25 protein-coding genes and 1 tRNA gene are annotated in these 26,780 nt (G+C 69.6%); 14 read left to right on the top strand and 12 right to left on the bottom strand.

What is annotated here, in order from left to right:
- Positions 1 to 73: 73 nt before the first annotated feature.
- Genes ACAD63_RS10865 through ACAD63_RS10855 form a run of 3 tightly spaced genes read left to right on the top strand, consistent with a single transcriptional unit; the run spans position 74 to position 3,593 of the window.
- A complete protein-coding gene (locus ACAD63_RS10865; protein WP_434033939.1) occupies positions 74 to 829 on the top strand; it encodes a sulfite exporter TauE/SafE family protein in 756 nt (251 codons plus the stop codon).
- Positions 830 to 840: 11 nt separating this feature from the next.
- Entirely contained in the window at positions 841 to 3,009 is a 2,169-nt protein-coding gene (locus ACAD63_RS10860; protein ID WP_434033938.1) for a heavy metal translocating P-type ATPase, read from the top strand.
- A complete protein-coding gene (locus ACAD63_RS10855; RefSeq protein WP_133096324.1) occupies positions 3,006 to 3,593 on the top strand; it encodes an SCO family protein in 588 nt (195 codons plus the stop codon). The genes ACAD63_RS10860 and ACAD63_RS10855 overlap by 4 nt, the downstream gene beginning before the upstream one ends.
- Before the next feature lie 24 nt (positions 3,594 to 3,617).
- Here the strand turns inward: ACAD63_RS10855 and ACAD63_RS10850 are convergent, their stop codons facing one another.
- Positions 3,618 to 4,592: a DMT family transporter gene (locus ACAD63_RS10850; RefSeq protein ID WP_135705382.1), complete on the bottom strand. Its 975-nt coding sequence runs from the start codon at positions 4,590 to 4,592 to the stop codon at positions 3,618 to 3,620.
- 205 nt (positions 4,593 to 4,797) lie between these two features.
- On the opposite strand from ACAD63_RS10850, the gene dapC reads away from it, so the two are divergent.
- From dapC to ACAD63_RS10800, 10 genes are all read left to right on the top strand, one after another.
- Positions 4,798 to 6,000 (top strand): succinyldiaminopimelate transaminase, encoded by a 1,203-nt coding sequence (dapC, locus tag ACAD63_RS10845; protein ID WP_135705383.1) that lies wholly within the window; start codon positions 4,798 to 4,800, stop codon positions 5,998 to 6,000.
- A gap of 65 nt (positions 6,001 to 6,065) precedes the next feature.
- Positions 6,066 to 6,890 carry a 2,3,4,5-tetrahydropyridine-2,6-dicarboxylate N-succinyltransferase gene (gene dapD / locus ACAD63_RS10840; protein ID WP_135705384.1) on the top strand — a complete coding sequence of 275 codons (825 nt, stop codon included), beginning with the start codon at positions 6,066 to 6,068 and terminating at the stop codon, positions 6,888 to 6,890.
- Between the two features lie 164 nt (positions 6,891 to 7,054).
- Positions 7,055 to 7,414, top strand: coding sequence for a hypothetical protein (locus ACAD63_RS10835; RefSeq protein WP_240745875.1), 360 nt, complete (start codon positions 7,055 to 7,057; stop codon positions 7,412 to 7,414).
- Positions 7,415 to 7,439: 25 nt separating this feature from the next.
- Positions 7,440 to 7,787 carry an arsenate reductase gene (locus tag ACAD63_RS10830; protein WP_133096328.1) on the top strand — a complete coding sequence of 116 codons (348 nt, stop codon included), beginning with the start codon at positions 7,440 to 7,442 and terminating at the stop codon, positions 7,785 to 7,787.
- Between the two features lie 47 nt (positions 7,788 to 7,834).
- Complete coding sequence (gene dapE / locus ACAD63_RS10825; RefSeq protein WP_434033937.1) at positions 7,835 to 8,986, top strand: succinyl-diaminopimelate desuccinylase; 1,152 nt, start codon at positions 7,835 to 7,837, stop codon at positions 8,984 to 8,986.
- 24 nt (positions 8,987 to 9,010) lie between these two features.
- Positions 9,011 to 9,904 carry a 50S ribosomal protein L3 N(5)-glutamine methyltransferase gene (prmB, locus tag ACAD63_RS10820; RefSeq protein WP_135705385.1) on the top strand — a complete coding sequence of 298 codons (894 nt, stop codon included), beginning with the start codon at positions 9,011 to 9,013 and terminating at the stop codon, positions 9,902 to 9,904.
- Between the two features lie 158 nt (positions 9,905 to 10,062).
- Entirely contained in the window at positions 10,063 to 11,331 is a 1,269-nt protein-coding gene (locus tag ACAD63_RS10815; RefSeq protein ID WP_434033936.1) for an MFS transporter, read from the top strand.
- 209 nt (positions 11,332 to 11,540) lie between these two features.
- Positions 11,541 to 12,548: a tripartite tricarboxylate transporter substrate binding protein gene (locus ACAD63_RS10810; RefSeq protein WP_135705387.1), complete on the top strand. Its 1,008-nt coding sequence runs from the start codon at positions 11,541 to 11,543 to the stop codon at positions 12,546 to 12,548.
- Between the two features lie 64 nt (positions 12,549 to 12,612).
- Positions 12,613 to 14,193, top strand: coding sequence for a class I adenylate-forming enzyme family protein (locus ACAD63_RS10805; protein ID WP_434033935.1), 1,581 nt, complete (start codon positions 12,613 to 12,615; stop codon positions 14,191 to 14,193).
- A gap of 107 nt (positions 14,194 to 14,300) precedes the next feature.
- Positions 14,301 to 14,377, top strand: a tRNA-Val gene (locus tag ACAD63_RS10800).
- An 80-nt stretch (positions 14,378 to 14,457) separates the two neighbouring features.
- Here the strand turns inward: ACAD63_RS10800 and ACAD63_RS10795 are convergent.
- The 3 genes from ACAD63_RS10795 to ACAD63_RS10785 are packed head-to-tail and all read right to left on the bottom strand — an operon-like array spanning position 14,458 to position 17,637.
- The gene (locus ACAD63_RS10795) at positions 14,458 to 15,597 is read right to left on the bottom strand and encodes a CaiB/BaiF CoA transferase family protein (protein WP_434033934.1); all 1,140 of its coding nucleotides are present in this window, start codon (positions 15,595 to 15,597) and stop codon (positions 14,458 to 14,460) included.
- A 19-nt stretch (positions 15,598 to 15,616) separates the two neighbouring features.
- The gene (locus tag ACAD63_RS10790) at positions 15,617 to 16,630 is read right to left on the bottom strand and encodes an NADPH:quinone oxidoreductase family protein (RefSeq protein ID WP_133096335.1); all 1,014 of its coding nucleotides are present in this window, start codon (positions 16,628 to 16,630) and stop codon (positions 15,617 to 15,619) included.
- A gap of 11 nt (positions 16,631 to 16,641) precedes the next feature.
- Positions 16,642 to 17,637, bottom strand: coding sequence for a tripartite tricarboxylate transporter substrate binding protein (locus ACAD63_RS10785; protein ID WP_434033933.1), 996 nt, complete (start codon positions 17,635 to 17,637; stop codon positions 16,642 to 16,644).
- Between the two features lie 225 nt (positions 17,638 to 17,862).
- Here ACAD63_RS10785 and ACAD63_RS10780 point away from each other — a divergent pair, with 225 nt between their 5' ends.
- On the top strand, positions 17,863 to 18,762 hold the full coding sequence (locus tag ACAD63_RS10780; protein ID WP_133096337.1) for a LysR family transcriptional regulator: 900 nt from the start codon (positions 17,863 to 17,865) through the stop codon (positions 18,760 to 18,762).
- A 9-nt stretch (positions 18,763 to 18,771) separates the two neighbouring features.
- Here ACAD63_RS10780 and ACAD63_RS10775 read toward each other — a convergent pair whose 3' ends face one another.
- The 8 genes from ACAD63_RS10775 to ACAD63_RS10740 form a co-directional block, all read right to left on the bottom strand.
- A complete protein-coding gene (locus ACAD63_RS10775; RefSeq protein ID WP_135705391.1) occupies positions 18,772 to 19,734 on the bottom strand; it encodes a phosphatidate cytidylyltransferase in 963 nt (320 codons plus the stop codon).
- A 5-nt stretch (positions 19,735 to 19,739) separates the two neighbouring features.
- Positions 19,740 to 20,366, bottom strand: coding sequence for a lysophospholipid acyltransferase family protein (locus tag ACAD63_RS10770; RefSeq protein ID WP_133096339.1), 627 nt, complete (start codon positions 20,364 to 20,366; stop codon positions 19,740 to 19,742).
- Between the two features lie 8 nt (positions 20,367 to 20,374).
- The gene (locus tag ACAD63_RS10765) at positions 20,375 to 20,806 is read right to left on the bottom strand and encodes a hypothetical protein (RefSeq protein WP_434033932.1); all 432 of its coding nucleotides are present in this window, start codon (positions 20,804 to 20,806) and stop codon (positions 20,375 to 20,377) included.
- On the bottom strand, positions 20,796 to 22,184 hold the full coding sequence (locus ACAD63_RS10760) for a phosphatase PAP2/dual specificity phosphatase family protein (RefSeq protein WP_434033931.1): 1,389 nt from the start codon (positions 22,182 to 22,184) through the stop codon (positions 20,796 to 20,798). The genes ACAD63_RS10765 and ACAD63_RS10760 overlap by 11 nt, the downstream gene beginning before the upstream one ends.
- Complete coding sequence (locus tag ACAD63_RS10755) at positions 22,181 to 23,950, bottom strand: bifunctional alpha/beta hydrolase/class I SAM-dependent methyltransferase (protein ID WP_434033930.1); 1,770 nt, start codon at positions 23,948 to 23,950, stop codon at positions 22,181 to 22,183. The genes ACAD63_RS10760 and ACAD63_RS10755 overlap by 4 nt, the downstream gene beginning before the upstream one ends.
- A gap of 4 nt (positions 23,951 to 23,954) precedes the next feature.
- The gene (locus tag ACAD63_RS10750; protein ID WP_133096343.1) at positions 23,955 to 24,581 is read right to left on the bottom strand and encodes a CDP-alcohol phosphatidyltransferase family protein; all 627 of its coding nucleotides are present in this window, start codon (positions 24,579 to 24,581) and stop codon (positions 23,955 to 23,957) included.
- Between the two features lie 255 nt (positions 24,582 to 24,836).
- Positions 24,837 to 25,907, bottom strand: a complete 1,071-nt coding sequence (locus tag ACAD63_RS10745) for a M14 family metallopeptidase (protein ID WP_135705395.1) — start codon at positions 25,905 to 25,907, stop codon at positions 24,837 to 24,839.
- Positions 25,904 to 26,773, bottom strand: a complete 870-nt coding sequence (locus ACAD63_RS10740) for a hypothetical protein (RefSeq protein ID WP_434033929.1) — start codon at positions 26,771 to 26,773, stop codon at positions 25,904 to 25,906. The genes ACAD63_RS10745 and ACAD63_RS10740 overlap by 4 nt, the downstream gene beginning before the upstream one ends.
- Positions 26,774 to 26,780 lie beyond the last annotated feature (7 nt).

The following is a 26,780-nucleotide window of genomic DNA, read 5'->3' as shown; positions in this document are numbered from 1 at the left end:
TCTTCGTCATCATGACGGTTGGCTTCTTTGCCTGGGTGGCCTACCTGGCGTTACGCAAGTAGCGGGAGAGGCCATGAGCGACCTGTGGCTGGTCTTCCTGGCAGGCGTCGCCGGCAGCATGCACTGCGCCGGCATGTGCGGCGGCTTTGCCTGCGGCCTGGGCCCCGCGCCCGGCGGACGCGTTGCCACCTTGCTGCGGCACCTGGGCTACAACCTGGGCCGCATCGGCAGCTATGCGTTCCTTGGCACGCTGGCCGGCTATCTCGGCATGCTGCTCGTCGGGCACTCCGGTGAAAGCAGCATGGCCAGCATGGTGCAGCGCGGGCTGGCCATCCTGTCCGGGCTGCTGATGCTGATGATCGGGCTGAACCTGGCCGGGCTCATTGGCCGAGGCGGCCATGCGCTGGGCGGTGGGGGCGCGCAGTGGCTGGCGCAATCGCTGCGCACCTTGCTGCGCCGGCCCGGACCTGGCGCGCCGCTGGCATTTGGCGTGCTGAACGGCTTTCTCCCCTGCCCGCTGGTCTACGCCTTTGCCGCGCAGGCGGCGGCCAGCGGAACCGCACTGGGCGGCCTGCAGATCATGCTCGCGTTCGGGCTCGGCACCTTGCCCACCATGCTGGCGATGGGTGGCCTCGGGCTCTGGTGGCGCGCGCGGCATCGGCCTGCGGGCATCCCGGTGCAGCCCGTCATCGCCAGCTTCCTGCCTGCGCCTGCGGCGCGCCCGGGCTGGCGCATGCAGGGTGTGCGCGCCGCCGGCGCGTTCATCGTCCTGCTCGGCCTGATCACGCTCGCGCGCGGCGTGGTGCCGATGAGCGCCCACCTGCATTAGACAAGCCGCCTATGCCCATCGAAACCTCGCACGCCTGCAGTCACTGCCAGTTGCCGGTCGGACGGCTGGGCCAGCAGCGCGAGCTGGACGGTGAAGCGCACTGGTTCTGCTGCTATGGCTGCTGCCTGGCCTATCAGGTTCACCATGGCGAGCACGAGGAACCGCAGGCCGCCGCCGCGCTGATCCGGTTCGGCGTCGGCGGGTTTCTCGCCATGAACGTCATGTTGTTCAGCTGGCTGCTCTACGCCGATGCGTTTACCGGCGACGAAGCGTGGCTGCGTGGCCCGGTTCACTGGCTGCTGTGGGCGCTGGCGACGCCGCTGGTGCTGCTGCTCGGGCGGCCATTTGCCGAAGGCGCGTGGCAGGCCATGCGGCAGGGACGGCTGTCGACCGACACCCTGGTCTGCATCGGCGTGCTCGCCGCCTACTGCTACTCAGGTTGGCAGGTATCGCGCGGTTCGAGCCTTGTCTATTTCGACACCGCCGCCATGGTGCTGCTGCTGTTTACGCTGGGCCGCCTGCTTGAGGCGCAGGTGCGCGTACGCACCGCGCGCCGCCTCGCGCCGATGCTGGCGGCTGAACGCGCCGAGGCGCGCGTGGTCGAGGGCGGCACCGAAGGCTGGCGCGCCGTCGTCGACATCCGGCCGGGCGAACTGGTGCGGATACTGCCGGGCGAACGCGTGCCCGTCGACGGCATCGTCGTCGATGGCCGCTCGGAGTGCGACGAAGCCGTCCTGACCGGGCAGAGCGAGCCGCAGTTCAAGCCACCGGGGGCGCTGGTGCACGCCGGCAGCATCAACGGCAGCCGCCCGCTGCTGGTCCGTGCCACGGTGGCCGGCTCGCAGACCCGGTGGCAGCAGATCGGCCGGCAGGTGCGTGAAGCGCTGGTGCGCAAATCGCTGGCGGGCGACACCGTCGACCGCATCATTGCCGTGTTCATCCCGGGCGTGCTGGCGCTGGCCGCGGCCAGCGCGTGGTTCTGGGGCAGCCGGGCAGGCGCTCCGGCGCAGGTGGCGGACGCCGCGATGCTGGCCGGACTGGCCGTGCTGGTGGTCGCGTGCCCGTGCTCGCTGGGACTCGCAGCCCCCCTCACGCATGCGTTGGCGATCGGACTGGCTGCACAACGCGGCATTCTCGTGCGCGGCGGCGACGTGCTGGAACGGCTGGCACGGCTCAAGGGCATTGCCTTCGACAAGACCGGCACGCTGACGGCCGACACGCTGCACCCTGTCGGCATGCAGACAGCAGGCGCCAGCCATGCGGAAGTCCTGCGCGTGGCGGCTGCGCTGGCGCAGGCTTCGGACCATCCGGCGGCCCGCGCGATTGCCGCCATGGCCCGCGCCGCGGCATCGCCGCCCGTGGCCTCCAACGAAGTCGAGGCCAATGCCGGCGAGGGCCTGTGCGGTCGATTCGATGGCATGGACTGCGCGCTGGGATCGCCCGCGTTCCTCGGCACGCTCGGTTGGCACGTGCCACCTGCCCTGCTGGCTACGGCGCCACTGGGATGCACGCTGGTACTGGTTGGCTGGGAGGGCCAGGCGCACGGACTGATCGCGCTGCGCACGCTGCCGATGCCGCATGTTGGCGACGTGATCGGCGAAATGCAGCGCCAGGGCCTGGGCACGCTGCTGCTGAGCGGCGACAATCCGCACGCGGTGGCGGCACTGGCCGGCGATTTGCATATCGATGCGTGGCGGGCCAGGCTGCTGCCGCAGGACAAGGTGCTTGCCCTGCGCGACTGGGCTGCCGGCACAGGGCTGGTCGCCATGGTCGGCGATGGCCTTAACGACAGCCCGGTGCTGGCGGCTGCCTCCGTCGGCATCGCCGTGGGCAACGCCTCCGACCTGGCGCGCGAAAGCGCGGACGTCGTGCTGCCGCGCTCGGGCCTGGCCAGCCTGCCGTGGCTGTTGCAGCAGGCGCGCCAGGTACGCCGCACGGTCCGGGCCAACCTGGCCTGGGCCTTCGGCTACAACGCGATCGCGCTGGCGCTGGCCGCCGGCGGGCTGCTGCAACCGGTGCTCGCGGCGGTGCTGATGGCCGGTTCCAGCGTGCTCGTGGCGATGCGCTCGTGGCGTGCCAGCGCAACTGCCGAAGCGAATGCAGGCACTGCCGAGCGCGCAGGCGCCACGGCACCGGGCCATCCCGCTGCATTGCGATCCGGACAGGGAGTTTCACCATGAACCGATGGCTGGCCAGGCTGGCCGCGTGCCTTTTCGCCGTCGCACTGCCGGGCCTTGCGCCGGCCACGCACAACGAGACCCAGCACACCGACCTGTCGTCGCGCGGCTGGCCGGTGGGCGATTTCAGCCTCACCGACCAGAATGGCCGCGCATTTACCCAGGCGCAGCTGCAAGGCCGCTGGACCCTCGTGCTGCTGGGCGACACCCATTGCGGAGCACCGTGCGGCGCTGCGCTGACGGCGCTGACCGGGTTGTACCAGCGCATCAGCACGACGCAGAAGCTTGCCACCACGCAGGTGCTGTTCATCTCGCTGGACCCGCAGCGCGATACCCCGGACGCCCTGCGGCGCTACCTTGCCCCGTACGACGCCCGCTTCATGGGCGCCACCGGCAGCCCGCAGACGCTGGCGCGAATGATCGACGATCTCGGCGCCAGGCCGGGCGTGCCGCCTGCCGCCAACGCAGCCTATCCCGGGTCGCTGATCCTGGTCGGGCCGGATGCCACGGTACGCGGACAGTTCCTGCCGCCGTTCGACGTGCCGCTGCTGACTGCCGCCTATCTGAAAGCACGCGTGCGCAAGTGATTCATACGCCGCAAAGGCGACGGCTTAAGCTGCCAGCCCGGCGTCAGCCACTGCCGAAGCACGCGCCGGCCGGCTGCGGTGCACCAGCCCCGACAGGGCGCCGGCAGCGATGATGCACAGCCCGCCGGCCGCTTCCTTCCAGCTCAGCACCTCGGTCGCCAGCCACCACGCCGATACCGCCGCGATCACGACCTCGAACAGCATCAGCAGCGACACCCGGTTGGCCGGCAGCCGCTGCAGGCCGTATTGCACCACCGAGTTGCTGACCACCAGCACCGCGGCCAGGCCCAGCACCAGCATGGCGACGCTGACCTGCGCGCCCGGCACGATCGCCACCGAGGTACCGTCAAGCAACAGTGCCGCCGGCACGCCGATCACGGTGCAGCCGAGGTACACCACCACGGTACGCACGCGCGCATCCATGTCGGGAAAGCGCTGGCCGGCCCGGCGCGACAGCACGTTGTTGACGGCAAAGCCAATGCCGCCGATCAGCCCCGACCATTCCGCGGCGTTGCCCGGCAGCGGCACGCCGACTTCGGGCGTCCACAGCATCAGCCCGGCGCCAAACAGGGCCAGCGCCACCAGGCCCAGCCCCGCCGGCGAGAGCCGCTCGCCCAGGAACAGCCGGGCGAACAGCGCGGTCCAGACTGGCGTCAGGTAGAACAGGAGCAGCACGCGCATGACATGGCCGTTGACGCTGCCCCAGACAAAGCCGGCGTTGGTCACGCCGGCTGCCAGCCCGACCGCGACAAAGAGCCAGTGCGGGCGCAGCCCGGCCAGCTGGCGGCGGAATGCCAGCAGCGACAGCACCGCGGCGACCGCGCTGACCAGCGCGGCGGCGTGCATGCCACCCAGCCCCCAGCCGGCCAGCACGCGGTACGGAAACCAGGCGATGCCCCAGACCGAGGCCCCCAGCAGGATGGAAAGAGACGCCTTGACCGCATGGCGGTCGGCCGGCGCAGCCTGCGCCGTAATGGGTGTAATGGTTTTCGTGCTCATGAAGGGAATTCTGTTTGAGGCGAGCCGGCGCCTGCTGCCGTAATGCGGAGACGGGCGAGCAGACAAGTCCGGACGGCGCCGGCGGCATCACTGCGAAGTGATTCCCGCCATCCGCGCCCCGGCCGGCCGCGCGGGCGGCTCCGGTGCACGGTAACCCGCGCCGTTCCTCTATAATGCGTCGTTTTAACCGGCCCCGACTGCTACCGTGAATCCGCGCCTCGACCTGCTCCAGCCCTACCCGTTCGAGAAACTGCGGGTACTCTTTTCGCAGGTGACGCCTGCGGCGGACAAGCCGGCGATCAGCTTCGGCATCGGCGAACCCAAGCACCCGACGCCCGAATTCATCAAGCAAGCGCTGGCCGAGTCGCTTTCGGGGCTGGCGAATTATCCCACCACCGCTGGTTCCGATGCACTCCGACAGTGCATCGCCGGCTGGCTGGAACGCCGCTACGGGCTGCCCAAGGTCAATGCCGCCACCGAGGTGCTGCCGGTGACCGGCTCGCGCGAGGCACTGTTCGCCTTCGCCCAGACCGTGGTCGATGGCACCCGGCCGGGCGCGCTGGTGATGTGCCCGAACCCGTTCTACCAGATCTATGAAGGCGGCGCGCTGCTGGCCGGCGCCACGCCCGTGTTCGCCAACAGCGACCCGGCGCGCAACTTCGCCCCGGCGTTCGGCCGTATTAGCGACGACGTCTGGAAGAAGGTCCAGCTGCTGTTCGTCTGCACCCCGGGCAACCCGACCGGCGCCGTGCTGTCGCTGGATGACTGGCAGCAGCTGTTCGCGCTGTCGGACCGCTACGGCTTCGTGATCGCGTCGGACGAGTGCTACTCGGAGATCTATTTCGACGAAGGCCGCGCGCCGCTGGGTGCACTGGAAGCCGCGCACAGGCTTGGCCGGAGCTTCGAGCGATTGGTGATGTTCTCCAGCCTGTCCAAGCGCTCCAACGTGCCGGGGCTGCGCTCCGGCTTTGTCGCCGGCGACGCCGCGCTGCTGAAGAAATTCCTGCTATACCGTACCTACCACGGCGGCGCGATGAACCCGGCGGTGCAGAGCGCCAGCATCGCCGCCTGGAACGATGAGGGTCACGTGCGCGAGAACCGCGCGGCCTACGTGCGCAAGTTCAGCGAAGTGACGCCGATGCTGGCCGAGGTGCTGGATGTGGCGCTGCCCGACGCCGGCTTCTACCTGTGGGCCGATGTCTCGCGCACCGGCCTGAGCGATACCGAGTTCGCCGCGCGCCTGCTGGCCGGGCAGAACGTGACCGTGCTGCCCGGCAGCTACCTGGCGCGCGAAGCCGACGGCATCAACCCGGGTGCCAACCGCGTGCGCATGGCGCTGGTGGCTACGCCGGAGGAATGCCTCGAAGGCGCGCGCCGCATCGTCGAATTCTGCAAGTCGCTGGGCTGAGGCGCTGCCTCGCCCGCCGCATTGGCCAGACCCAAGCATCAATATTCAACCCTGAGAAAACGAACATGACGCAAGCACTGCAAGCCCTGATCGACCAGGCCTGGGAAGACCGCACCAGCCTGTCGCCCAAGTCCGCCCCCAACGATATCCGCGAAGCCGTTGCCAACGTCATCGCCCAGCTGGATGCCGGCACGCTGCGCGTGGCCGAGAAGCAAGGCAAGGACTGGATCGTCAACCAGTGGGTCAAGAAGGCCGTGCTGCTGTCGTTCCGCCTGGAAGACAACGCGCCGATGAGCGCCGGCGGCTTCGCCCAGTTCTACGACAAGGTGCCGACCAAGTTCGCCAACTGGAGCGGCGACGACTTCGCCAAGGCTGGCTTCCGCGTGGTGCCGCCCGCAGTGGCCCGCCGCGGTTCGTTCATCGCGAAGAACGCGGTGCTGATGCCGTCGTACGTCAACATCGGCGCCTATGTCGATGAGGGCACCATGGTCGACACCTGGGCCACCGTCGGTTCGTGCGCGCAGATCGGCAAGAACGTGCACCTGTCGGGCGGCGTTGGCATCGGTGGCGTGCTGGAGCCGCTGCAGGCCAACCCGGTCATCATCGAAGACAACTGCTTCATCGGCGCCCGTTCGGAAGTCGTGGAAGGCGTGATCGTCGAAGAGAACTCGGTGATCTCGATGGGCGTGTACCTGGGCCAATCGACCAAGATCTACGACCGCGAAACCGGCGAGATCCACTATGGCCGCGTGCCGGCCGGTTCGGTGGTGGTGGCGGGCAACCTGCCGTCCAAGGATGGCAAGTACAGCCTGTACTGCGCCGTGATCGTGAAGAAGGTCGACGCGCAGACCCGCGCCAAGACCAGCCTGAACGACCTGCTGCGTGACTGATCGCGTCTGATCGCGTCTGATCGGTCTGACCGCGCTGGCGCGGCCTCGCTGCGCCAGCCCGTCCCGGGGCCGGTCCCCGGGACCGCAATACCCGTGTTACCGCTGTTCCCGCTGTCACCTCCCGCCTGGCCAGGCTCAACATGCCTTCCCTCCGCAAGCGACTCATGGCCCTGGATCCCGCCACCGTCAGTACCGTGCTCTCCCTGTTGCCCACCATTCTCGAGCAGGCCAACAAGACCATCGAGAAGATCAAGAAAGGCAAGCGCAAGGACGATGCGCCGGAAGGCGCCGTGGCCGAGACGCGCGATCCCGCCGCCCGCATTGCCGAACTGGAAGCCGCCGCCGTGCAGCAGGCCGAAGCGGTCAAGCTGCTGGCCGAGCAGCACGCCATCACCATCGAAGCGCTGCGCAAGGAAGCCGCGCGGCTGGACCGCCGCCTGCGCCTGATGACCGCCGTTGCCATGGGTGGCGTGGCGCTCGGCCTGGGCAGCCTGGTGATTGCGCTGAACCTGCTGTTCCGCTGAGCCCGAATTCAACAAAGACCAAGCCATGACCGTCCTGCTCTACGGCATTCCCAACTGCGATACCGTCAAGAAAGCCCGCACCTGGCTGGACGCCAACGGCGTGGCCTACACCTTCCACGACTTCAAGAAGCAGGGCGTGGATGAAGCCATGCTGCGCGGCTGGCTCAGGCACGTGCCGCTGGCCACGCTGCTGAACCGCAAGGGCACCACGTATCGGGCGCTGTCGGATGCGGACAAGGCCCGCGCCGAGGAAGAAGCCGGCGCGATCGCGCTGATGCAGCAGAGCCCGTCGCTGATCAAGCGACCGGTGCTGGCCCATGCTGGCAAGGTGATGGTGGGTTTCTCCGCCGACCAGTACGCCAGCCAGTTCTGATTTCCCCCGATTCCCCTGCCGATTTCCCTGATTTTCGCCGCCGTCACATGACCGCCACCCTCGCCCTCACCGAAGACCTGATCCGCCGCCGCTCCGTCACGCCCGCCGACGAAGGCTGCCAGGCCATCCTGGAAACCCGCCTGAAGGCGCTTGGCTTCGACTGCGAAGCCATCGTCAGCGGTCCGGACGATTTCCGCGTGACCAACCTGTGGGCGGTCCGGCGCGGCACGCAGGGCACGGCGGGCAAGCTGCTGGTGTTCGCCGGCCATACCGACGTGGTGCCGACCGGCCCGCTGGAGCAGTGGCACTCCGACCCGTTCGAGCCGACCCATCGCGACGGCAAGCTGTACGGCCGCGGCGCGGCCGACATGAAGACCTCGATCGCCGGCTTCGTGGTGGCGGTGGAGGAATTCGTCAAGGCGCATCCCGCGCATGCCGGCTCGATCGGTTTCCTGATCACCAGCGACGAAGAGGGCCCGGCGCATGACGGCACCATCAAGGTCGTCGAAGCGCTGACCGCGCGCGGCGAGCGCCTGGACTACTGCGTGATCGGCGAGCCGACCTCGGTCAACGCGCTCGGCGACATGGTCAAGAACGGCCGCCGCGGCTCGCTGTCGGGCAAGCTGACGGTCAAGGGCATCCAGTGCCATATCGCCTACCCGCACCTGGGCCGCAACCCGATCCATGACGCCGCCTCGGCGCTGGCCGCACTCGCCGCCGAAGTCTGGGACGAAGGCAACGAGTACTTCCCGCCGACCAGCTGGCAGATGTCGAATATCCACGGCGGCACCGGCGCCACCAACGTGATCCCGGGCCACGTCACCATCGACTTCAATTTCCGCTTCTCGACCGCGAGCACGCCCGAAGGCCTGAAGGCGCGCGTGCATGCGATCCTGGATCACCACAGCCTCGAATACACGCTGGACTGGACCCTGGGCGGAGAGCCCTTCCTGACGCCGCGCGGCGACCTGTCCGACGCGCTGTCGTCCGCAATCAAGGCAGAAACCGGCTTCGACACCGAGCTGTCGACCACCGGCGGCACGTCCGACGGCCGCTTTATCGCCAAGATCTGCCCGCAGGTGATCGAGTTCGGCCCGCCCAATGCCAGCATCCACAAGATCGACGAGCACGTCGAGGTGCGCTTCATCGACCCGCTGAAGAATGTTTATCGCGGCGTGCTGGAACGCCTGATCGCCTGATTTTTTTCGCCGAAAGACACTGACATGGCAACACCCTCTCCCTTGCGCACCGTGCGCGACCTGCTGCGCCTCGCGGTCTCGCGCTTTACCGCCGCGCGCCTGTCCTTCGGCCACGGCAGCGCCAACGCCTATGACGAGGCGGCCTACCTGGTGCTGCACACGCTGAACCTGCCGCTCGACACGCTCGACCCGTTCCTCGACGCGCGCCTGCTGCCCGAGGAAATCGACGCCGTGCTGAAGGTGATCGACCGCCGCGTCAACGAGCGCGTGCCGGCCGCGTACATCACGCACGAAGCCTATATGCATGGCCTGCGCTTCTACGTGGACTCGCGCGTGATCGTGCCGCGCAGCTTTATCGGCGAACTGCTGCAGGAAGGGCTGGAGCCGTGGGTCGGCGAGACCGGACAGATCGGCCCGGTGCTGGAGCTGTGCACCGGCTCGGGCTGCCTGCCGATCCTGGCCGCGCACGTGTGGCCGAATGCGAAGATCGATACCGTCGACATCTCGCCCGATGCGCTGGCCGTGGCGCGCCGCAACGTCGCCGACTACAAGATGGACGACCGCATCCGTCTCTACGAAGGCGACCTGTACGCGCCGCTGCCGCATGGCGCGACCTACGACGTGATCCTGACCAACCCGCCGTACGTCAACGAGGCCTCGATGCAGGCACTGCCGGCGGAATACCAGGCCGAGCCGCGCATCGCGCTGGCCGGCGGTGACGATGGCATGGACGTGGTGCGGCGGATCATCGCCGGGGCCAAGGCGCGGCTGAATCCCGGTGGCGTGCTGGTGGTCGAAATCGGCAACGAGCATGCCAATGTGGAGGCCGCCTTCCCTGACCTGGAAATCGTCTGGCTGCCGGTCAGCGCGGGCGAGGAGCAGGTGTTCTTGCTGACATACGACGCGCTGCCGGGGTAAATCAGCTCACCAAATGTGTGCTCCCTCTCCCGCAAGCGGGAGAGGGAGCACACAATCGGCACGGGACACCCGCGCAATCTGGGCGAACACCGGCCACCCGTTGATCAGGCAACGCGCGCAGGCTCTACACTCGCTGCAGATATTGCGCCACTGACGCCGTGACCGCCAGCAACTCCCCCCTCCCCGGGTCCCCACCCGGTGCCAACGCCCTGCCCGCCCGGGCCGCAACCACGCACGCCGTGCGCGGCATTGCCATCCTGACCTTCGCGTTCGCGCTCAGCCAGTTTTTCCGCTCCTGCCTGGCAGTGATGGCGCCGGAGCTGCAGCACGATTTCGGCCTGTCGCCGGCGGGGTACGGCGCACTCTCTTCGTCGTTCTTCCTGGCCTTCGCCGTGGCGCAGATCCCCGTGGGCATTGCGTTCGACCGCTACGGTGTCGGCCGCCCGACCGCGCTGCTGCTGGCCGTGGGCGCGCTGTCGTCGATCGTATTCGTGCTGGCGCCCAACGGCACCGCAGCCACGCTGGCGCAGGTGGGGCTGGGGCTGGCGTGCGCGCCCGTGTTCATGGGCCTGCTGCATTTCGCCTCGGAACAGCTCTCGGAGCGCGACTACACCCGCGTGGTCAGCCGCTCCAACGCCACCGGCATGATCGGCTCGCTGTGCGCGACCGCGCCGCTGGGCTGGGCCATCTCGCTGATCGGCTGGCGGCCGTCGATGGCGGTATCGGCGCTGGGCATGGTGGCGGCCTGCTATGGCGTGTGGCGCTTCGTGCGCGACCATGGCCATGCCGAGGCCCGCTGCGCCTCGTGGCCGGCGATGCTGTCGGAAAGCACGCAGCTGCTGAAACTGGCGCCGCTGTGGACGCTGATCCCGCTGTGCGTGGCCATGGCCGCCGGCACCGCCTTCCGCAATGCCTGGAGCGGGCCCTACCTGGCCGAGGTATTCGGCCTGGGCTCGGCACCGCGCGGCGTGGCGCTGACGCTGCTGAGCCTGGCCGGCTTCCTGACGGCATTCCTGCTGCCGGTGCTGGTCCGCCGCAGCACGCTCAAGACCGCCATCGCCGGCTGGTCCTGCTTTGCCATGTCGGGGGCGATCCTGCTGGCGCTGTGGCCGGACACCGGCATCGGCTACGCCGTGGCGATGATGGCGCTGCTGTCGACCATTGGCATGCTGCATCCGCTGGTAATGGCGCAGGGCCGCGGCCTGATCCCGCCATCGCAGCGCGGGCGCGGGCTGGGGCTGCTCAATACCTTCGTGTTCCTCGGCTCGGCGCTGACATCGTGGGCGTTCGGGCTGATCGCCAATGCGGGGCATGTGCGGCAATGGCCGGTGGCATCGACTTATGCGGCGATCTTTGTGTCCGCGGCGGTGCTGGTCGCGGTGTCGCTGATCCCGTATTTCTTCAGTCCGCCGCATCCGACCAACTGAGCGCCATGTCGTACGGCGTCCTTGATGCAGCCGCGCGGCGCGCGGATCACCAGGACGATCGCCCCGGGCTTCGCCTACAAAAAGCCAGACTTATCAATTTAAGAATTCCGCTGCCGCGCATCCCGCTTTACCGTTTGTGACACCGGCGTCCCAGCCCGCAACATGGGACGGCGGCCGCGCCCGCGGCCGCACAACAAGGAGACACATCGATGGCATCATCCCTGCGCCCCGTCCGGGGCCGCCGTGCATGGCTCGTGCAAGGCCTGGCCGGCATGCTGGCCGCCGGCTCGCTGGCCGTGCCGTTCACCGCCGGCGCCGAGACCTGGCCCGCGCGACCGATCCAGCTGCTGATCCCCTACCCGCCCGGCGGCAGCGCCGACCTGCTGGCGCGCCCGGTGGCCGCCAGGCTGCAGGAAAAGCTGGGCCAGCCGGTGGTGCTCGACTACCGGCCCGGCGCCGGCGGCACCATCGCCACGCAGGCGCTGGCGCGCGCCAAGCCGGACGGGTACACGCTGATCATGGTCCTGGCCGCGCATGCCATCAATGCCAGCCTCTATCCCAAGCTGCCGTACGACACCCGCAAGGACTTCGCGCCGGTGTCGCTGGTGGCCAACCTGCCGATGATCCTGGCCGGCAGCTCGTCGCTGCGCGCGAACAACGTGCAGGAGCTGATCGCGGAGGCCAGGGCCAACCCCGGCAAGCTGACCTTTGCTTCGGCCGGCAACGGCAACACCGGGCACCTGGCGGGCGAGTTGTTCGATTCCGTCGCGGGCATCAAGATGACCCATGTCCCGTACAAGGGCAGCGCCCAGGTGGTGACGGCGATGCTGTCGGGCGAGGTCCAGCTGACCTTCGACAGCATCTCCACCACGCTGCCGCACGTGAAGAGCGGCAAGCTGCGCGCGCTGGCGGTGACCGGCAGCCAGCGCGCCGCGGTCGCGCCCGACGTGCCGACGCTGGCCGAAGCCGGCGTGCCGGGCATCAGCATCACCGGCTGGTATGCGGTACTGGCGCCGGCCGGCACGCCGCAGCCGGTGGTCGACCGCCTCAGCACCGAGATCGCCACCGTGCTGCGCCAGCCCGAACTGAAGGCCTCGCTGGCAACCAATGGCTATGAACCGGTCGGCTCCACGCCGGCGGCGCTGCGCACGCATATCGATGCCGAGATCAACCGCTGGAGCAAAGTGGTAAAGGACTCCGGCGCGCAGATACAGTAACCGCTTCCCGGCGGGCGCCGCGATGCCGGCGCCCGCTCCGTTCTTGCGACATGAACTTGCCGACATGACCCAGACGCCCAACCAGCCCACGCAGCCCACCCAGCCCGCGCCGCTTGCCCGCCCCTTCACCACCATGTCCGTGCTCGTGCGCGAGCATGCCACCGAACGCCCCACGCAGCGCGCGCTGATGCATGACGGGCGCGTGCTCGACTATGCCGGGCTGGACACCGCCATGGACCGCATCGCCGCGGCACTGGCGCGCGACAACGTGCGCCCGGGCGAGGCCATCGCGATCTGCGCGAACTCGTCGATCGAATACGCCGCGGTCTATCTCGGCGCGGTGCGCGCGGGCGTGGTGGTGGCACCGCTGGCGCCATCGTCCACGGCGGAGAGCCTGGCCGGCATGGTCGCGGACTCCGGCGCGCGCATCCTCTTCACCGATGCCGCGGTCGCTGCCGCGTTGCAGCCGGTACGCGCGCAACTGGCGGGCACGCCCCTCGTCACGCTCGATGGCAGCGATGGCGGCCAGCCGTATGCGGACTGGCTCGCCCCCGCCGGCACGCCGGTGCAGGAGCCCGAGATCCGCGCGGAAATGCCGCTGAACATCATCTATTCGTCCGGCACCACCGGCAAGCCCAAGGGCATCGTGCAGTCGCACGGCATGCGCTGGGCGCACGTGTCGCGCGGCGCGGCCACGGGCTACGGCACCGACGCCGTCACGCTGCTGTCGACGCCGCTGTACTCCAACACCACGCTGGCCAGCTTCTTCCCGACCATCGGCCTGGGCGGCACGGCGATCCTGATGGCCAAGTTCGATGCGGGCAAGTACCTGGCGCTGGCGCAGCAGCACCGCGTCACGCACACCATGCTGGTGCCGGTGCAGTACCAGCGCCTGCTGGCGCATCCGGACTTCGACCGCCACGACCTGTCGTCCTTCCGGCAGAAGTTCTGCACCAGCGCGCCGTTCAGCCCGGCGCTGAAGGCCGAGGTGCTGCGCCGCTGGCCCGGCGGGCTGACCGAGCTGTACGGCATGACCGAAGGCGGCGGCAGCTGCCTGCTGCACGCGCACCAGTTCCCCGACAAGCTGCACACGGTGGGCCGCCCTGCGCCGAACGCCGACATCCGCATCATCGACGACGAAGGCCGCGAGCTGCCGCCGGGCAGCACCGGCGAAGTGGTCGGCCGTTCGCCGGCGATGATGAACGGCTACCACAACCAGCCGGAAAAGACCGCCGAGACCGAATGGCACGATGCGCAGGGCAATCGCTTTATCCGCACCGGCGATATCGGCCGCTTCGATGAAGACGGCTTCCTGGTGCTGCTCGACCGCAAGAAGGACATGATCATCTCGGGCGGCTTCAATATCTATCCCAGCGATATCGAGGCGGTGGTGCGCGAGCACCCGGCGGTCGCCGAGGTGTCGGTGGTCGGCGTGCCGTCGGAGCGCTGGGGCGAGACGCCGGTGGGCTTCGTCGCGCTGCGCGCGGGCAGCGGCGCCACGGCGCAGGACGTGCTGGCCTGGGCCAACGAGCGGCTGGGCAAGACCCAGCGGCTGGCCGAACTGCACGTGGTCGACAGCCTGCCGCGCAGTGCCATCGGCAAGGTGCTCAAGCGCGAATTGCGCGACCGGCTGACGCAGGCCTGAGCTCTCGATGCAAAGCATGCTGACGCGGTGCGCGCAGCACAATCGCAGAAAGTTTGCGAAGGTGCTTGCGCAATCGCGGAGGCATACCTATAATCTGCGGCTTCGCTAGGCTCGTAGCTCAGCTGGTTAGAGCACCACCTTGACATGGTGGGGGTCGTTGGTTCGAGTCCAATCGAGCCTACCAACGCACAAAGGAAACGGACGGTACGCAATCGCGCACCGTCCGTTTTTCTTTTTCCGCGCGGCAATGTCAGTCGCTGAGGGTCAGGCGCTGATGCCGAACTCCGCCAGCACCGCTTCGGTGTGCTGCCCCAGCGTGGGCGCATTGCCCTCGGGCCGCACCATGCCTGCCATCCCCGGCAGGTTGGCCCAGGGCACCTCGCCAATCCCCTCTAGCGCCAGACGGCCGAAGACCCCTGCCTGCCGGCATTGCTCGCTCCCCAGGAAATCGCTGGCGTGGCTGACGCGGCCGAACAGCACGTCATGCTCGGTCAGCTGCGCTTCCCAGTGCGCGAGCGGCTGCGCGGCCACCGCCTGCGCCACGCGCCGGTTCAGTTCCGCCGCGCGCGGCAACCGGCCGGCACTGGTGCGCAGCGCGGCATCGCCGAGCCAGTCGTCAAAGCCCAGCAGGCGTGCCAGCCGCACGAACATCGCGTCGTTGAGCATGCTGATATAGAGCATGCCGTCCGTTGCGGCGAACAATCCCGTCGGCGCATTGGCCGCGGCCATTTCCGCGTCGGGAAACATGGCATCGTCCACCAGCAGGTACGACTGAAGCGCAGCGCTGGTCTCCAGCAGCGACAGCTTCACATGGCGCCCCTTGCCATGGCGCGCGGCCCTGAACAATGCCGCGCAGGCATGCTGGGCGGCATAGAGCCCGGTGCTGAGATCGATCAGGAAGAACGGGATACGGCGCGGCTGGCCCGCGCCGTCGCGGTTCAGGTGCATCAGTCCGCTGACCGCCTGCACGGTGGTATCGACCGCGGGCAGCGCCGCCATCGGGCCGGCATGGCCGTAGCCGGTGATCGACACATAGACCAGCGCCGGGTTGCGCGCCGCCAGCGCCTCGTAGCCCACGCCCATGCGCTCGGCCACGCCGGGGCGGAAGTTCTGGATCACCACGTCGGCACGTGCGGCCAGCCGTGCGATGGCGGCGCGGCCGCTGTCGGTGCGCGCATCCAGCAGCACGCTTTGCTTGCCGGCATTGCACGCGACCGCGATCGCGGTCTGGCCGGCGCGGATGCGGCCCATATTGCGCGACCAGTCGCCGCCCGGCGGTTCCACCTTGATCACGCGCGCGCCCTGCTGGCGCAGCACCAGCCCGCAATACGGCCCGGCGATCCCCTGGCTCAGGTCGAGCACCGTCAGGCCGTCGAGCAGCGCGGCGTCTTGTTCGGATTGCATCTGGTCCTTCCTCCGCGTTTCAGATATCCAGCATGACCTTGCCGATGGCGCGGCGCGACATCGTGGTGTCGACCGCCGCCAGCCAGTCGCGCAGCGGGAAGTGCTGCAGCACCGGCGGCGCCAGCTTGCCGCTCGCCACCGCCTGCATGATCTGTTCGACCACCTGCTGCACGCGCGGCGCGAAGCGCTGGCGCTCGTCGGTCAGTCCCCAGCCGATGTAGTAGCCGTAGTTGAAGCCGATCATCGACAGGTTCTTGACCAGCAGCAGGTTCGCAGGCACTTCCGGGATGCGGCCGCTGGCATAGCCGATCGACAGCAGCCGCGCGCCCGGTGCCGCGCAGCGCAGCGAGGCATCGAACAGGTCGCCGCCGACCGGATCGAACACCACGTCGGCCCCGCCCGCCGGGCACAGCGCCTTGACCGAGGCCGCCAGCGTGGCCGCATCGGCAGGCAGCGCGTGCGCCGCGCCGTTGGCCAGTGCCGCCTCGCGCTTGGCATCGGTGCTGGCGGTGGCAATCACGCGCGCGCCCATCAGCTTGCCCACCTGCACGGCAGCCGTGCCGAGCGCGCCGCTGGCGCCGTGCACCAGCATGGTCTCGCCGGGGTGCAACGCGGCGCGCCACGCCAGCGCGGCCCACACTGTGCCGTAGGTGACCGGCAACGCCGCGGCGTGCGCCAGTTCAAGCCCGTCCGGCACCGGATAGACCGTGTCGGCAGTCGTCACCACTTCTTCGGCAAAGCCGCCCCAGTCCAGCGCCGCCGCCACGCGCTGGCCCACGCGCAGCCGCGTCACGTCCGGCGCCACCTCCAGGATCTCGCCCGCCGCCTCGGTGCCCGGCGTGAACGGCAGCGGCGGCTTGCGCTGGTACTTGCCCGACACGAACAGGCTCAGCGCAAACCCGACGCCCGCATGCCGCACGCGGATGCGCACCTGCCCCCGCCCGAGCGGCCGGCGCGGGATGCGCTGCAGTTCGAGTTCGCTCCAGTGGCACCAGCGCGAGCAGACCAGCCCCAGGTAATCGTCCTCTTGCATCATCAATCCTGTCATTCCAGCGTAATGCCGACATCGCGGATGATGCGGCTCCATTTGTCGCGGTCGCTCTTCAGCACCGTGGCAAAGGCTTCCGGCGTGCCGCCGACCGGCACCAGGTTCAGGTCCTGCATTTTCTTTGTGATCTCCGGCATGCGCACGATGCGCGCCACTTCGCGCGACAGCGCCTCGACCCGCGCCTTCGGCACGCCCGCCGGGAGCAGCAGGCCCATCCACGCATCCGGCTCGAAGCCCTTGTAGCCCGCCTCGCGGAAGGTCGGCACCCCGGGCAGCAGCGCCGAACGTTCGGCCCCGGCCATGGCCACCGGGATCAGCTTGCCGCCCTGCAGCAGCGCCATCGCCGTGCCCACCGGCACAAAGCCGATCTTCACATGCCCGGCGGCCAGGTCCGTGACCAGCGGCACACCGCCCTTGTAGGCCACGTGATCCATCTGCAGCCCGGCCTCGCGCTTGAACAGTTCGCCCAGGATATGGCCAGTGGTGCCGGCACCGTACGAGCCGTACGGGTACTTGTTGGGATTGGCCTTGACCAGCGCCACCAGCTCCGGCAGCGTGCGCGCCGGGAAATCCGGTGACACGGCGAGGATGGTCGACGAGATCGCGACCTCGCTGACCGGCGTGAAATCGGTGATCGGGTCATAGCCGATGCGCGGGTACAGCGACGGGTTCTGCACGTGCGCGGTGAAGGTCAGCAGCGCGGTATAGCCGTCCTTCGCGGCGCGCGCGACGTGCTTGGTGCCGGTGGTGGTGCCCGCGCCCGGCTTGTTGTCGACGATGACCGGCTGGCCCCAGGTCCTGGTCAGCTCCTGGCCAATCAGCCGCGCCACGGCATCGTTCACATTGCCGGCCACGGACGGCACGACGATGGTCAGCGGCCGCGACGGATAGGGATCGGCATCGGGTGCATCGGCCGCGTGCGCAGAGACTGCGAACGTGGCCAGCACGATGGCGGGCATGGCGGCGCGCAGCCGCGAGCGAAGAGTCGGCATGGTCGGTGTCTCCTGTCGTGGCTCCCTTCTGTGATACTCGCCAGCCGCTGGCGATGCGAGGGATGCCAGCGCAGTCTAGGGCACCAGCGCGGCACGATCGATTCCTGCGCGGCACAGTTCGAGTCCTGCCAGGCATGGCGCAGTGCGTCAATGCCGCGGCGCGGCCCCCTCGCCGCGCTACAATGGCCGGCACTCTCCGCACGCTGCCAGGCCGGCACCTATCCCATGCGATTCGAGGATCTAGAAGCCTTCCTGGTAGTCAGCGAACACGGCAACCTGCATCGCGCGGCCGACACGCTCGGCATGACCCAGTCCGGCCTGTCCAAGACGCTGGCGCGGCTGGAGGCCGAGGCCGGCATGCCGCTGTTCGAGCGCACTCCGCGCGGGCTGGTGCCGACCAGCGTCGGCAAGACGCTGCTGGCCCATGCGCGCAAGATTTCGCTGGCGGCGACCGACCTGCGCAACGAACTGGCCGAGCAACGCCTGGCGCGCGCCGGCACCGTGCGGCTCGGCGCCATCCCGTACCTGGTGCCGTCGCTGCTGTCGCCGCTGCTGGCGCAGTTCTTCGTCAGCCGCCCGCTGGCGGTGTTCTCGATCGAGACACACCTGAGCGCGCGCCTGATGGCGGTGCTGCAGAACGGTGACGCGGACCTGATCCTGGCCGCGCGCCCGGCCAGCGTGCCTGAGGACATCGACTGGCTGCCACTGGGGCCGCTGACCATGCAGATCGTCTGCCGCGCGGCGCATCCGCGCCGCGACAGCTTCCGTACGCTGGCCGACCTGACCGAAGAGCGCTGGGCCGTGCCGGCCAGTTCGCTGTACCTGCGCCAGTGGCTGGAAGAACGATTCACCTCGGTGGGCCTGCCGCCGCCGCGCGTCGCGGTGGAAAGCACGGCCTCGCCGGTCGCGTTCGGCGAGTTGCTGCGGCACTCGGACCTGCTCGGCATCATGCCGCCGCGCATCCTGAAGCAGGCCGAGGGACAGGGATTGCAGGCGATCGCCGGGCCGGGCATGTCGTGGCAGCATGAACTGGCGGTGCTGTGGCGCGCCGGCGGCTACCTGTCGCCGATCTGCCAGGACTTCCGCGACGCGGTGGTCAAGTGGTGCGAGGAAATGGAGATCTGAAGGCGCGGCTCAGGGCACCCACCAGTAGCGGGTGATATGGAAGAACACCGGCGCGGCGAACACCACCGAGTCGAGCCGGTCGAGCATGCCGCCGTGGCCCTGGATCATGTGGCCCCAGTCCTTGATGCCGCGGTCGCGCTTGATCGCCGACATCACCAGCCCGCCCAGGAACCCCATCAGCGCGATCGCCAGCGCGATCAGCCCGGCCTGCCACGGCGTGAACGGCGTGATCCACCACAGCGCCGCGCCCAGTGCGGTGGCGCTGGCCACGCCGCCGACAAACCCTTCCACCGTCTTTGACGGCGACAGCAGCGGCGCGATCTTGCGCTTGCCGCACAGCTTGCCCCACACGTACTGCAGCACGTCGCTGCCCTGCACCACGATCACCAGGAAGGCGATCAGCAGCAGGTTGCGGCCCTCGAAGCCCGGGATCGGCAGCGTCAGCAGCGCCGGCACGTGCGAGATGCAGAACACGCAGATCATCACCGCCCACTGCACCCCGGCGCAGCGCTCCAGGAAGCGCGTGGTCTCGGACGACAGCGCCGCCAGGATCGGCAGGAACAGGAAGGCATAGACCGGGATCAGGATCGAGAACATGCCATACCAGCCGGTGTAGACCAGCACGTACTGCAGCGGCAGGAACACGAAGAAGGCGGCGGCGATGGCGCGATGGTCGCCGCGGCGCGTGGTGGTGATGGTGACGAACTCGCGCAGCGCGAAGAACGACAGCAGGAAGAACAGCACGATCACCGCGGTGCGGCCCAGCGCGAAGGCCGCCCCCATGACGCCGATCATCCACCACCAGGCATTGACGCGCTGCGCGAGGTTGTCGATCACCGCGTGCTGCCCGCCGCCGGCCACGCGCCAGCGCAGCAGCGCGGTCACGGTGGAGGCGAGCAGCAGCACCGCAAACAGGCCGCCGAACAGCAGCCAGGTTTCATGGCTCCAATGCAACGTTGGCGTGGTCGGCATGGTCATCAGTCCAGTTCGGGGGCTAGCGCGAGCAGGCCGTCGCGGCAGCGGGACAGGAAGCTCTCCTTGTCCTCGCCGTCGGCCACCAGCAGCGGCTGGCCGAAAGTCACGGTGCACAGCAGCGGCACCGGCACCACTTCGCCCTTGGGCATCACGCGGTTGAGGTTGTCGATCCAGACCGGCACGAACTCCACCGCCGGGCACGCGCGCGCCAGGTGGTAGATGCCGCTCTTGAACGGCAGCAGCCGTGCATCGGTGGTATTGCGCGTGCCCTCGGGGAACAGGATCAGCGAATCGCCGCCTTCCAGTGCGCCGCGCATCAGTGCCACCGGATCGCTGCCGGGATCACTGTGCGTGCGGTCGATCAGCAGCGCGCGGAATACGTCGCGGCCGATAAAGCGCCGCAGCGGCGAACAGTCCCAATAGTCGGCGCCGGCCACGGGCCGCGTGCCGGCGCGCAGGTCGGGCGGCAGGCAGCCCCAGATCAGCACGAAGTCGCCATGGCTGCTGTGGTTGGCAAAGTACACGCGTTGCACCGCGGCGGGAAAGCAGCCCTGCCAGTTGGCGCGCATGCCGGTCAGCAGGCGGGCGAAAGCGATGATGGCGCGCGCGGTGGCGCGGGCGATCCACATGGTGTTGTTTACCTCAGCAGCAAGATCAGCAGGGACAGGCACAGCTGGACTGCGGCCAGTGCCACGCTGGCGCGCACCAGCCGCATCGCGCCGCGCGCGCGTTCGGGCAGCGAACGGCCAGTGCGGCCGGGTGTGATCCAGCCCAGTCCGGTCAGCGCGCCGTCGAGTCCGGCCAGGTCCGCCTGGCCCTCGCGGTCGGCCGAAGCGGCCAGCGCATCGAACAGGCGCCGGTCGATCGCCACGCGCAGCAGCAGCCAGAGTTGGGCCGGTGCCACCAGCAACGGCAGTGCAGACAGTGCGGGGCCGGCAGACAGCCAGGCAGAAGCCAGCGCGAAGGCCAGTCCGGCCACGCCGATGCAGAGCGCACCGGACAGCGCGCCGGTGACGGCGTGCGCGATCCAGGCGTCCGTGGTTCCGCGGCGGCCGGGGTTATCGGCCATCGGCAGCCTCCAGTGTCGGATACTGGTCCAGCCACGCCTGCAGCGCCTCGGCGTGCTCGCGCCCCAGCACCACCGCGGGCCGGTACGCGCGCAAAGCGGCCAGCGCCGCCGGGGCAGCGCGCAGCCCCTGCCGGCGCGCCATCCATGCAGCCGCCACCAGCGCGCTGCGCGAATAGCCCAGCGCACAGCTCACCAGTATCCGGCGCGCTTGCGCGTGCCACGCGTCGAGTTGCGCCACGGCCTGCTCCAGTTGCTGCGCGGTCGGCACGGTCAGGTCCAGCACCGGCACGCAGCGATAGGCCAGCCCCGGCTCGGTTGCGGCGCGCGGCAGTTCGGCGCTCAGGTCCAGCACGGCGTCAGCGCCCAGTGCGCGCAGTTCGGCATCGGTCGGGAAGCGGCCGACCCAGACGCCGTCTGCGATGCGGCTGGCCTGCGGCGCGCGCCGCGTCCACCAGCGCGAATTCAGGAACGCGCCGAGCAGGTATGGCGCCAGCACCCAGCATGCCGCCTGCGCCATCGTGCCGTCGGCATGCTTCTGGAACCAGGCCGGCGCGGCCAGCGCGTAGATGCGGGCAACGCAGGCCAGCGCCAGCGCCGCCCACAGCAGCAGGAACGCCAGCGTCACGGAGGCTCCCACCGCCAGCACCGCGCACAGCAGTGCCATGACTGCGCCAATCCCATAGCGCCGCGAAAGCTGGCGCGTGCGCGCATCGGGCACTCCCATCGCAACGCCCGGCAGCCGCATCGGGAACAGGTAAACGCACAGCCAGCCGGCCAGCGCCCCGGTCGGCACGTCGATCACGTGGTGCTGCCACGTGGTCAGCACCGACACGCCGATCAGCGCGAACCAGCCATGGAGCAGCCAGCGCCAGCCGCCGCGCAGGTGCGCCGCGTACGCGACCCACAGGATCACCAGCAGGCTGATATGCAGCGACGGCGCCTGGTTGAACGGCAGGTCGAAGCCGCCCAGCAGCGCGAACAGCTGCCCCGGCAGCCCCTCCGCCTGCGGCCGCTCGAAGCTGAAGCGCAGCGGGAACGCGATAAAGCACGCCACCGAGACCAGCTGCGCCAGCACCAGCCGCCTGACGTGCACGACCAGCGCAGCGCGCGTGCGCCACAGGAAAAAGGAGATGCCGTACAGCAGATCGATCGACCAATACGGGATGATGGTCCACGGCAGGAACGGGATGCCGCGCTCCCAGCCGAAATAGACTGACGGCACCTGCGCGCGCTGGCTCGCAAGCCAGTTGGCAAAGCCGTAGCTGGAAAAGAAAAACGCGCCGGCCAGCGCCAGCAGCAGGCAGGCCAGCCGCCACGGACGTTCGCCGCGGGATGCCGCGGCAGCCGCCTCAGCCGCGCCAGCGGGCAGCGTGCTCATGCTGCGCGCCTGCGCGCCAGGCTGACGGTGAAGATGCCCCACGGGTCGATACGCTGGGTCACCTTGTCGAAGCCGGCGGCGCGCACCAGTTCGTCCATCTCGGCCTGCGAGCGGCGCCGCATCACCCACGCTGCGCCGCCGCGGTGGCTGGTCAGCGCGCGGGCGATGAATTCAAGCTGCGGATGCCAGGGCTGGCCGGTGTAGACCAGATAGCCGCCCGGCGGCAACGCGCGCGCCAGGCCTTCCAGCGAGCGGCGCACCATCGCGTTTTCCGGGAACAGCTCGTACAGGCCCGATACCACGGCCAGCGTCGGTGCCGGCGTCAGCGCGGCCAGGCCGTCGCCGTCGAAGGCATCGCCCTGTTCGAAGCGGGCAACTCCCTGCAGTCCCTTGGCCGCGATCAGCGCCCTGCCCTGGTCGACGTTGAGCTGGCTGTAGTCGCGCAGCAGGATCGATTCCACCGCGGCCGCACCGCCGTCCAGCGCGTCCAGCGCCTCCAGCACATAGCGACCGTGCCCGGCGGCGATGTCGACCATGCGCACCGGCATGCCGGCCGCATGCAGCCGCCGCACAGCCTGGGCGATCAGCGCTTCGGCGTGGACCTTGCGCTGGCGGATCCCGCGCCAGCCGATGGCGCCGAGGTATTGCTCGTCGGCCAGCCGGCCCAGTGGGCCGCGTCCCGACGGCGTATTGCGGTAAACGTAGTCGAGCGTCGAGCCCGAGTCGAAACCGGTCTCGTGCCCAAGCCGTACGCCGTCCGACAGCATCCCGCCGAGCTTCAGGCTGGCGCGCGCCGCGCGCCAGTACCACGCCGCCAGCCCGCCCGGCGCCGACGCCAGCCGGTCCGACTCCTCCCGGAACGGGCCGATCTGGTCGGCATCGAGCAGCGAGCGCGGCGCCGACGGCGTGTCGAACTCGCGCACGATAAATCGCCGCGCCGCGTCCACCGCCAGCTTGCGGTCGCGCTCGCCCAGCGTGTCGTGGAAGAACCCGTCCAGCACGATGCGTTCCTTGGTGCGCGCGCCCAGCCGCTCGTAGAAGCGGTCCTGCGGCCCGTGGTGCACCACCCAGTCCGCGCCGGAGATCAGCAGCTGCGTCGGCACCGTGATCGCGGCGGCATCGGCGACGATGCGCTCGGCGGTCTCGTACAGGTCGAGCAGGATATTGACCGCGATCGGCCGTGTGATCAGCGGGTCGGTGTCGTAGCTGGCGGTGCGTTCGGGATCGTGCGTCAGGAACTTCGCCTTGACGTAGCTGTTGACAAAGAACCTGCCGCGCAGCCGGTGCATCAGCTTCAGCCCCGGCCGCGCGAACGGCACGTACAGCTTGACCTTGAACGCCGGCGAGGCCAGCACCAGCGCGCGGATCGGCGGCGCGTAATCGTGCACCCAGGTGGCGGCCAGCACTGCACCGACGCTTTGCGCGATGACCACGGTGCGCTCCAGCGGGATGCCGTGCGCCTCGGCGATATGGTGGGTAAATGTCTGGATGTCGCGCACCGAGTCCGCCAGGCTGGGGCTGTAGCCACGCTCGCCTGGCGAGCGGCCGTGGCCGCGCGCGTCCCAGGCAAAGATGTCGTAGCCCGGCAGGTTCAGCTCGTCGGCCAGGTGGGCGACCCGGCCGGAATGCTCGTGGCCGCGGTGGAACAGCACCACGGCGCCGCGCGCCGGGCCCTCCACCGCCGGCCAGTGGCGGTAGAACAGCGCCTGGCCGTCATGGGTCTGGAAATGCCGCTCCTGCGGCTGGCGGATAGCGGCTCGGTCCATGGGCTCAGCCTGCGGTGCGGGCACGCGCCTCGGCAACGCCGCGGCGCACGCGATTGGTGATGGTGTACAGCGACAGCAAGGACAGCGCGAGCCACAGCCACGAAGCGGCACCGCCGAAACCCAGACCGAGCCCCGCCCACAGCGCGATGGCCCCGACCGCGAAGGCACGGTCGCTCTTGCCGAGCGGGCCGTCGTAGCGCCGGCTGGCGCCGGCAAGCGGGCCGACCAGGCCGGCGGCCTCGACCATCACCGCCAGCAGCGCAAAGGTGCCGACCTGCGCCAGCCCGAAGTCCGGCAGCGCCGCCAGCGGCAGGATCAGCGCCAGGTCCGAGACGATGTCACCGAGTTCGTTGAGGTAGGCACCGAGCGCGCTCTGCTGGCCGTGCTCGCGCGCGAGCATGCCGTCGATGGCATTGAGCGCCATGCGCAGGAACAGCCAGAGGGGAAACAGCAGGAACAGCGCCGGGCTCTCGCTCACCAGCATGCCGATGGCGGCCAGCACGCCGACCGCGAGGGAACCGGCGGCCGCGGCGACCGTGACCTGGTTGGCGGTGGCGCCGCGATCGGCCAGGTCCTGCACCACCGGGCGCAGCCATGCCTGGAACCTGGGCTTGAGTTCGTAGAGCGTCATCGCGCCGGCCTCCCGCCGAGCTGATGCCGGAAGCGGCGCCGCTGGCAGGCCGGGAACCCCTTCCGTCTTGTTCTTGTGGCGTTTCTTGTGGCGTTTCGTCGTGACTGCCCGGCCCGCGCTGACGCGACCCGCCAGCGGTGCCTTTGGCGGCACTCTACAGCCAAGTCCGAGACATTACCAGAAGCGGCTTACGCCCTGTAGTGAAGGATTTCGAATGCGCAGGCTGAGTGCCATCCGGCCGCGCTCTAGCCACGATCAAGCCGCGGCCAGCGTGCTGCGCACGGCGTCGGTCACCTGCGCCACCACGCCGTCGCGCCAGTCGTCGGCATCGCCGTAGAAGGCCTGCCACATCGCCCGGCGCACCAGCGCGCGCTGGTTCTCGTCCGCCTCGGGGTGCTGGTGCAGCCAGTGGTCGCCGCGCAGCGCGTCCAGCACCTCGCCCACCGGCAGCGTGCCGAACTCCAGCGCGATGCCGGCATAGTCGATCCCCGGCAGCGTCTGCGGCACCGCATGCCAGGCCAGCCCGGTCAGGTTGGCCGAGGTCGACGAGCCATCATAGATCGACGTCACCCGGCTGCCCCAGATCGCGCGCGTGCGCGTCAGCGACTCGGGCGTGTCCGGGCCCATGTGGATCGGCTCGCCGTAGCCCCACGGCCCCAGGCCGGTGTGCACGTCGATCCAGCGCAGCGCCCCGCGCCCGGCGCCGAAGCGCGCCAGGATGCGGCACAGCGTGTAGTTGCTCCAGGTCGCCTTGTTGCCGCCGAAGAACATGCCGTCCGGGTCCTGGTACTGGCCGCCGCTCAGCGCGGCCTGGTACCACGCCATGCCGCGCTCGGCGACGGTCTTCATCAGCTGCGCCTGGTCGGCGTCCGACGGCGGCCATTGCGCCGGCAGCAGCAGCGGCGCGATCTCCGCATAGGGCCCGTTGTGCGGCAGCGGCTGCGAGAAATCCATGAAGTTGCGGTTCAGGTCGACGTTGTCTTCGTTGACCCGGCGCAGGTGCGAGAAACCGTAGGGATTGATGGCATGGACCAGCAGCAGGCTGGTGCCGGCCGCGGCGCAATCGGCCAGCAGCGCGGTGTCGTTCAGCATCGCAATCTGCGCGCCGGAGCCGGCGAAGCCCTCGGCGCCATGGGTGCCGGACGTCACCATCAGGCACTGCCGCGCACCGGGCGCGCCCACCTGCGCCACGTCGATCGCCAGGTCCTCGCCGGCGCTGCCGCGGCGGGTCGGATGCGGGAACTGCGCCAGGTCGGCCCCGGCCGCGCGCGCGGCATCGAGGAATTTCTGGCGGGCTTCGGCGTAGCTGCGCGAAAAAGGGCTCATGGCGTCACCGGCGGATGGCGATGCTGGAGATTAGACGCCTTTTCCGCCGGTTCTGCCAGCCGTGGCGAGAACAGCGAGCCGTTCGGGTCGGCCGGCGCCGAGTGTGCCGGGACTGCCGGGCCGGCCGCTTCCGTCCCCGCGCCCCAGATGCCGGGCGAGGTGAAGGCCTGCGGATGCATCTCGATCCCTGCCGCGGCCAGCTGGCCGGCGGTCAGCACCAGGTGGCGCGCCAGCCAGTCGTGCAGGCCGCGCAGGAAGCGGATGTTGTCGACGCTGTTGGACGCGGCGATCAGGCGCTCCAGCTTGACGTGGGCGGTATAGACGTCGAGCAGGTTGGTGGCGCGCAGCCGCGGCGGCGTGCTGGGCGCACGCTCGATTGCCAGGATCCGGCGCACCTGCGCGGTGGCCACGTCGCCGGTGCGCAGGTATTGCTCGTAGACGGGGTCCAGCGCGGGAAAGCGCACGGTGGGCTGCACGCGAGGCACGGCGGCCACTTTTTCCATGCGCAGCACGAGGTAGCGGATGGCGGCCAGGCGCTCGGCCGCCGCGGTTTCCGCCGCGCTGCGCCGTCCGCCCCCTCCGCGCCGGGCGCCGGCGGGGACAGGATCGGGCAAGGCTGTGCGGGGCACCACGTCGCGCTCGGTGTAGTCCGGCACCTGCAGCAGCAACCCGGGATGCGCCACCGCGGCGCGGGCGCAGTCCTCGCCGAACGGGTACTCGTGCCCGGCGGCGTCGCGCAGGATATAGGCCTGCCCGTGCGGGAAACCGTGGTGCCGGCGGCTGTTGCCGCGCGCCTGGCAGCGGGTGTCCACGTCGACGAAGTCCTTGCGTACGGGGATCCAGCCCCCGTCGTGTGCCTGGGTCATGCGAATG

It is taken from the genome of Cupriavidus sp. a3 (assembly GCF_051015765.1).
GTDB lineage: Bacteria > Pseudomonadota > Gammaproteobacteria > Burkholderiales > Burkholderiaceae > Cupriavidus > Cupriavidus oxalaticus_A.
The sequence above is the reverse complement of the archived record's forward strand: the minus strand, read 5'-3'. Positions and strand labels throughout refer to the sequence as shown.

What these genes read in the sequence shown, in the direction of transcription:
- ACAD63_RS10865 (WP_434033939.1), top strand. Translation starts at nt 74, where the DNA reads ATGAGCGACCTGTGGCTGGTCTTCCTGGCAGGCGTCGCCGGCAGCATG.
- ACAD63_RS10860 (WP_434033938.1), top strand. Translation starts at nt 841, where the DNA reads ATGCCCATCGAAACCTCGCACGCCTGCAGTCACTGCCAGTTGCCGGTC.
- ACAD63_RS10855 (WP_133096324.1), top strand. Translation starts at nt 3,006, where the DNA reads ATGAACCGATGGCTGGCCAGGCTGGCCGCGTGCCTTTTCGCCGTCGCA.
- ACAD63_RS10850 (WP_135705382.1), bottom strand. Translation starts at nt 4,592, where the DNA reads ATGAGCACGAAAACCATTACACCCATTACGGCGCAGGCTGCGCCGGCC.
- dapD (WP_135705384.1), top strand. Translation starts at nt 6,066, where the DNA reads ATGACGCAAGCACTGCAAGCCCTGATCGACCAGGCCTGGGAAGACCGC.
- ACAD63_RS10835 (WP_240745875.1), top strand. Translation starts at nt 7,055, where the DNA reads ATGGCCCTGGATCCCGCCACCGTCAGTACCGTGCTCTCCCTGTTGCCC.
- ACAD63_RS10830 (WP_133096328.1), top strand. Translation starts at nt 7,440, where the DNA reads ATGACCGTCCTGCTCTACGGCATTCCCAACTGCGATACCGTCAAGAAA.
- dapE (WP_434033937.1), top strand. Translation starts at nt 7,835, where the DNA reads ATGACCGCCACCCTCGCCCTCACCGAAGACCTGATCCGCCGCCGCTCC.
- prmB (WP_135705385.1), top strand. Translation starts at nt 9,011, where the DNA reads ATGGCAACACCCTCTCCCTTGCGCACCGTGCGCGACCTGCTGCGCCTC.
- ACAD63_RS10810 (WP_135705387.1), top strand. Translation starts at nt 11,541, where the DNA reads ATGGCATCATCCCTGCGCCCCGTCCGGGGCCGCCGTGCATGGCTCGTG.
- ACAD63_RS10805 (WP_434033935.1), top strand. Translation starts at nt 12,613, where the DNA reads ATGACCCAGACGCCCAACCAGCCCACGCAGCCCACCCAGCCCGCGCCG.
- ACAD63_RS10795 (WP_434033934.1), bottom strand. Translation starts at nt 15,597, where the DNA reads ATGCAATCCGAACAAGACGCCGCGCTGCTCGACGGCCTGACGGTGCTC.
- ACAD63_RS10790 (WP_133096335.1), bottom strand. Translation starts at nt 16,630, where the DNA reads ATGCAAGAGGACGATTACCTGGGGCTGGTCTGCTCGCGCTGGTGCCAC.
- ACAD63_RS10785 (WP_434033933.1), bottom strand. Translation starts at nt 17,637, where the DNA reads ATGCCGACTCTTCGCTCGCGGCTGCGCGCCGCCATGCCCGCCATCGTG.
- ACAD63_RS10780 (WP_133096337.1), top strand. Translation starts at nt 17,863, where the DNA reads ATGCGATTCGAGGATCTAGAAGCCTTCCTGGTAGTCAGCGAACACGGC.
- ACAD63_RS10775 (WP_135705391.1), bottom strand. Translation starts at nt 19,734, where the DNA reads ATGCCGACCACGCCAACGTTGCATTGGAGCCATGAAACCTGGCTGCTG.
- ACAD63_RS10770 (WP_133096339.1), bottom strand. Translation starts at nt 20,366, where the DNA reads ATGTGGATCGCCCGCGCCACCGCGCGCGCCATCATCGCTTTCGCCCGC.
- ACAD63_RS10765 (WP_434033932.1), bottom strand. Translation starts at nt 20,806, where the DNA reads ATGGCCGATAACCCCGGCCGCCGCGGAACCACGGACGCCTGGATCGCG.
- ACAD63_RS10760 (WP_434033931.1), bottom strand. Translation starts at nt 22,184, where the DNA reads ATGAGCACGCTGCCCGCTGGCGCGGCTGAGGCGGCTGCCGCGGCATCC.
- ACAD63_RS10755 (WP_434033930.1), bottom strand. Translation starts at nt 23,950, where the DNA reads ATGGACCGAGCCGCTATCCGCCAGCCGCAGGAGCGGCATTTCCAGACC.
- ACAD63_RS10750 (WP_133096343.1), bottom strand. Translation starts at nt 24,581, where the DNA reads ATGACGCTCTACGAACTCAAGCCCAGGTTCCAGGCATGGCTGCGCCCG.
- ACAD63_RS10745 (WP_135705395.1), bottom strand. Translation starts at nt 25,907, where the DNA reads ATGAGCCCTTTTTCGCGCAGCTACGCCGAAGCCCGCCAGAAATTCCTC.
- ACAD63_RS10740 (WP_434033929.1), bottom strand. Translation starts at nt 26,773, where the DNA reads ATGACCCAGGCACACGACGGGGGCTGGATCCCCGTACGCAAGGACTTC.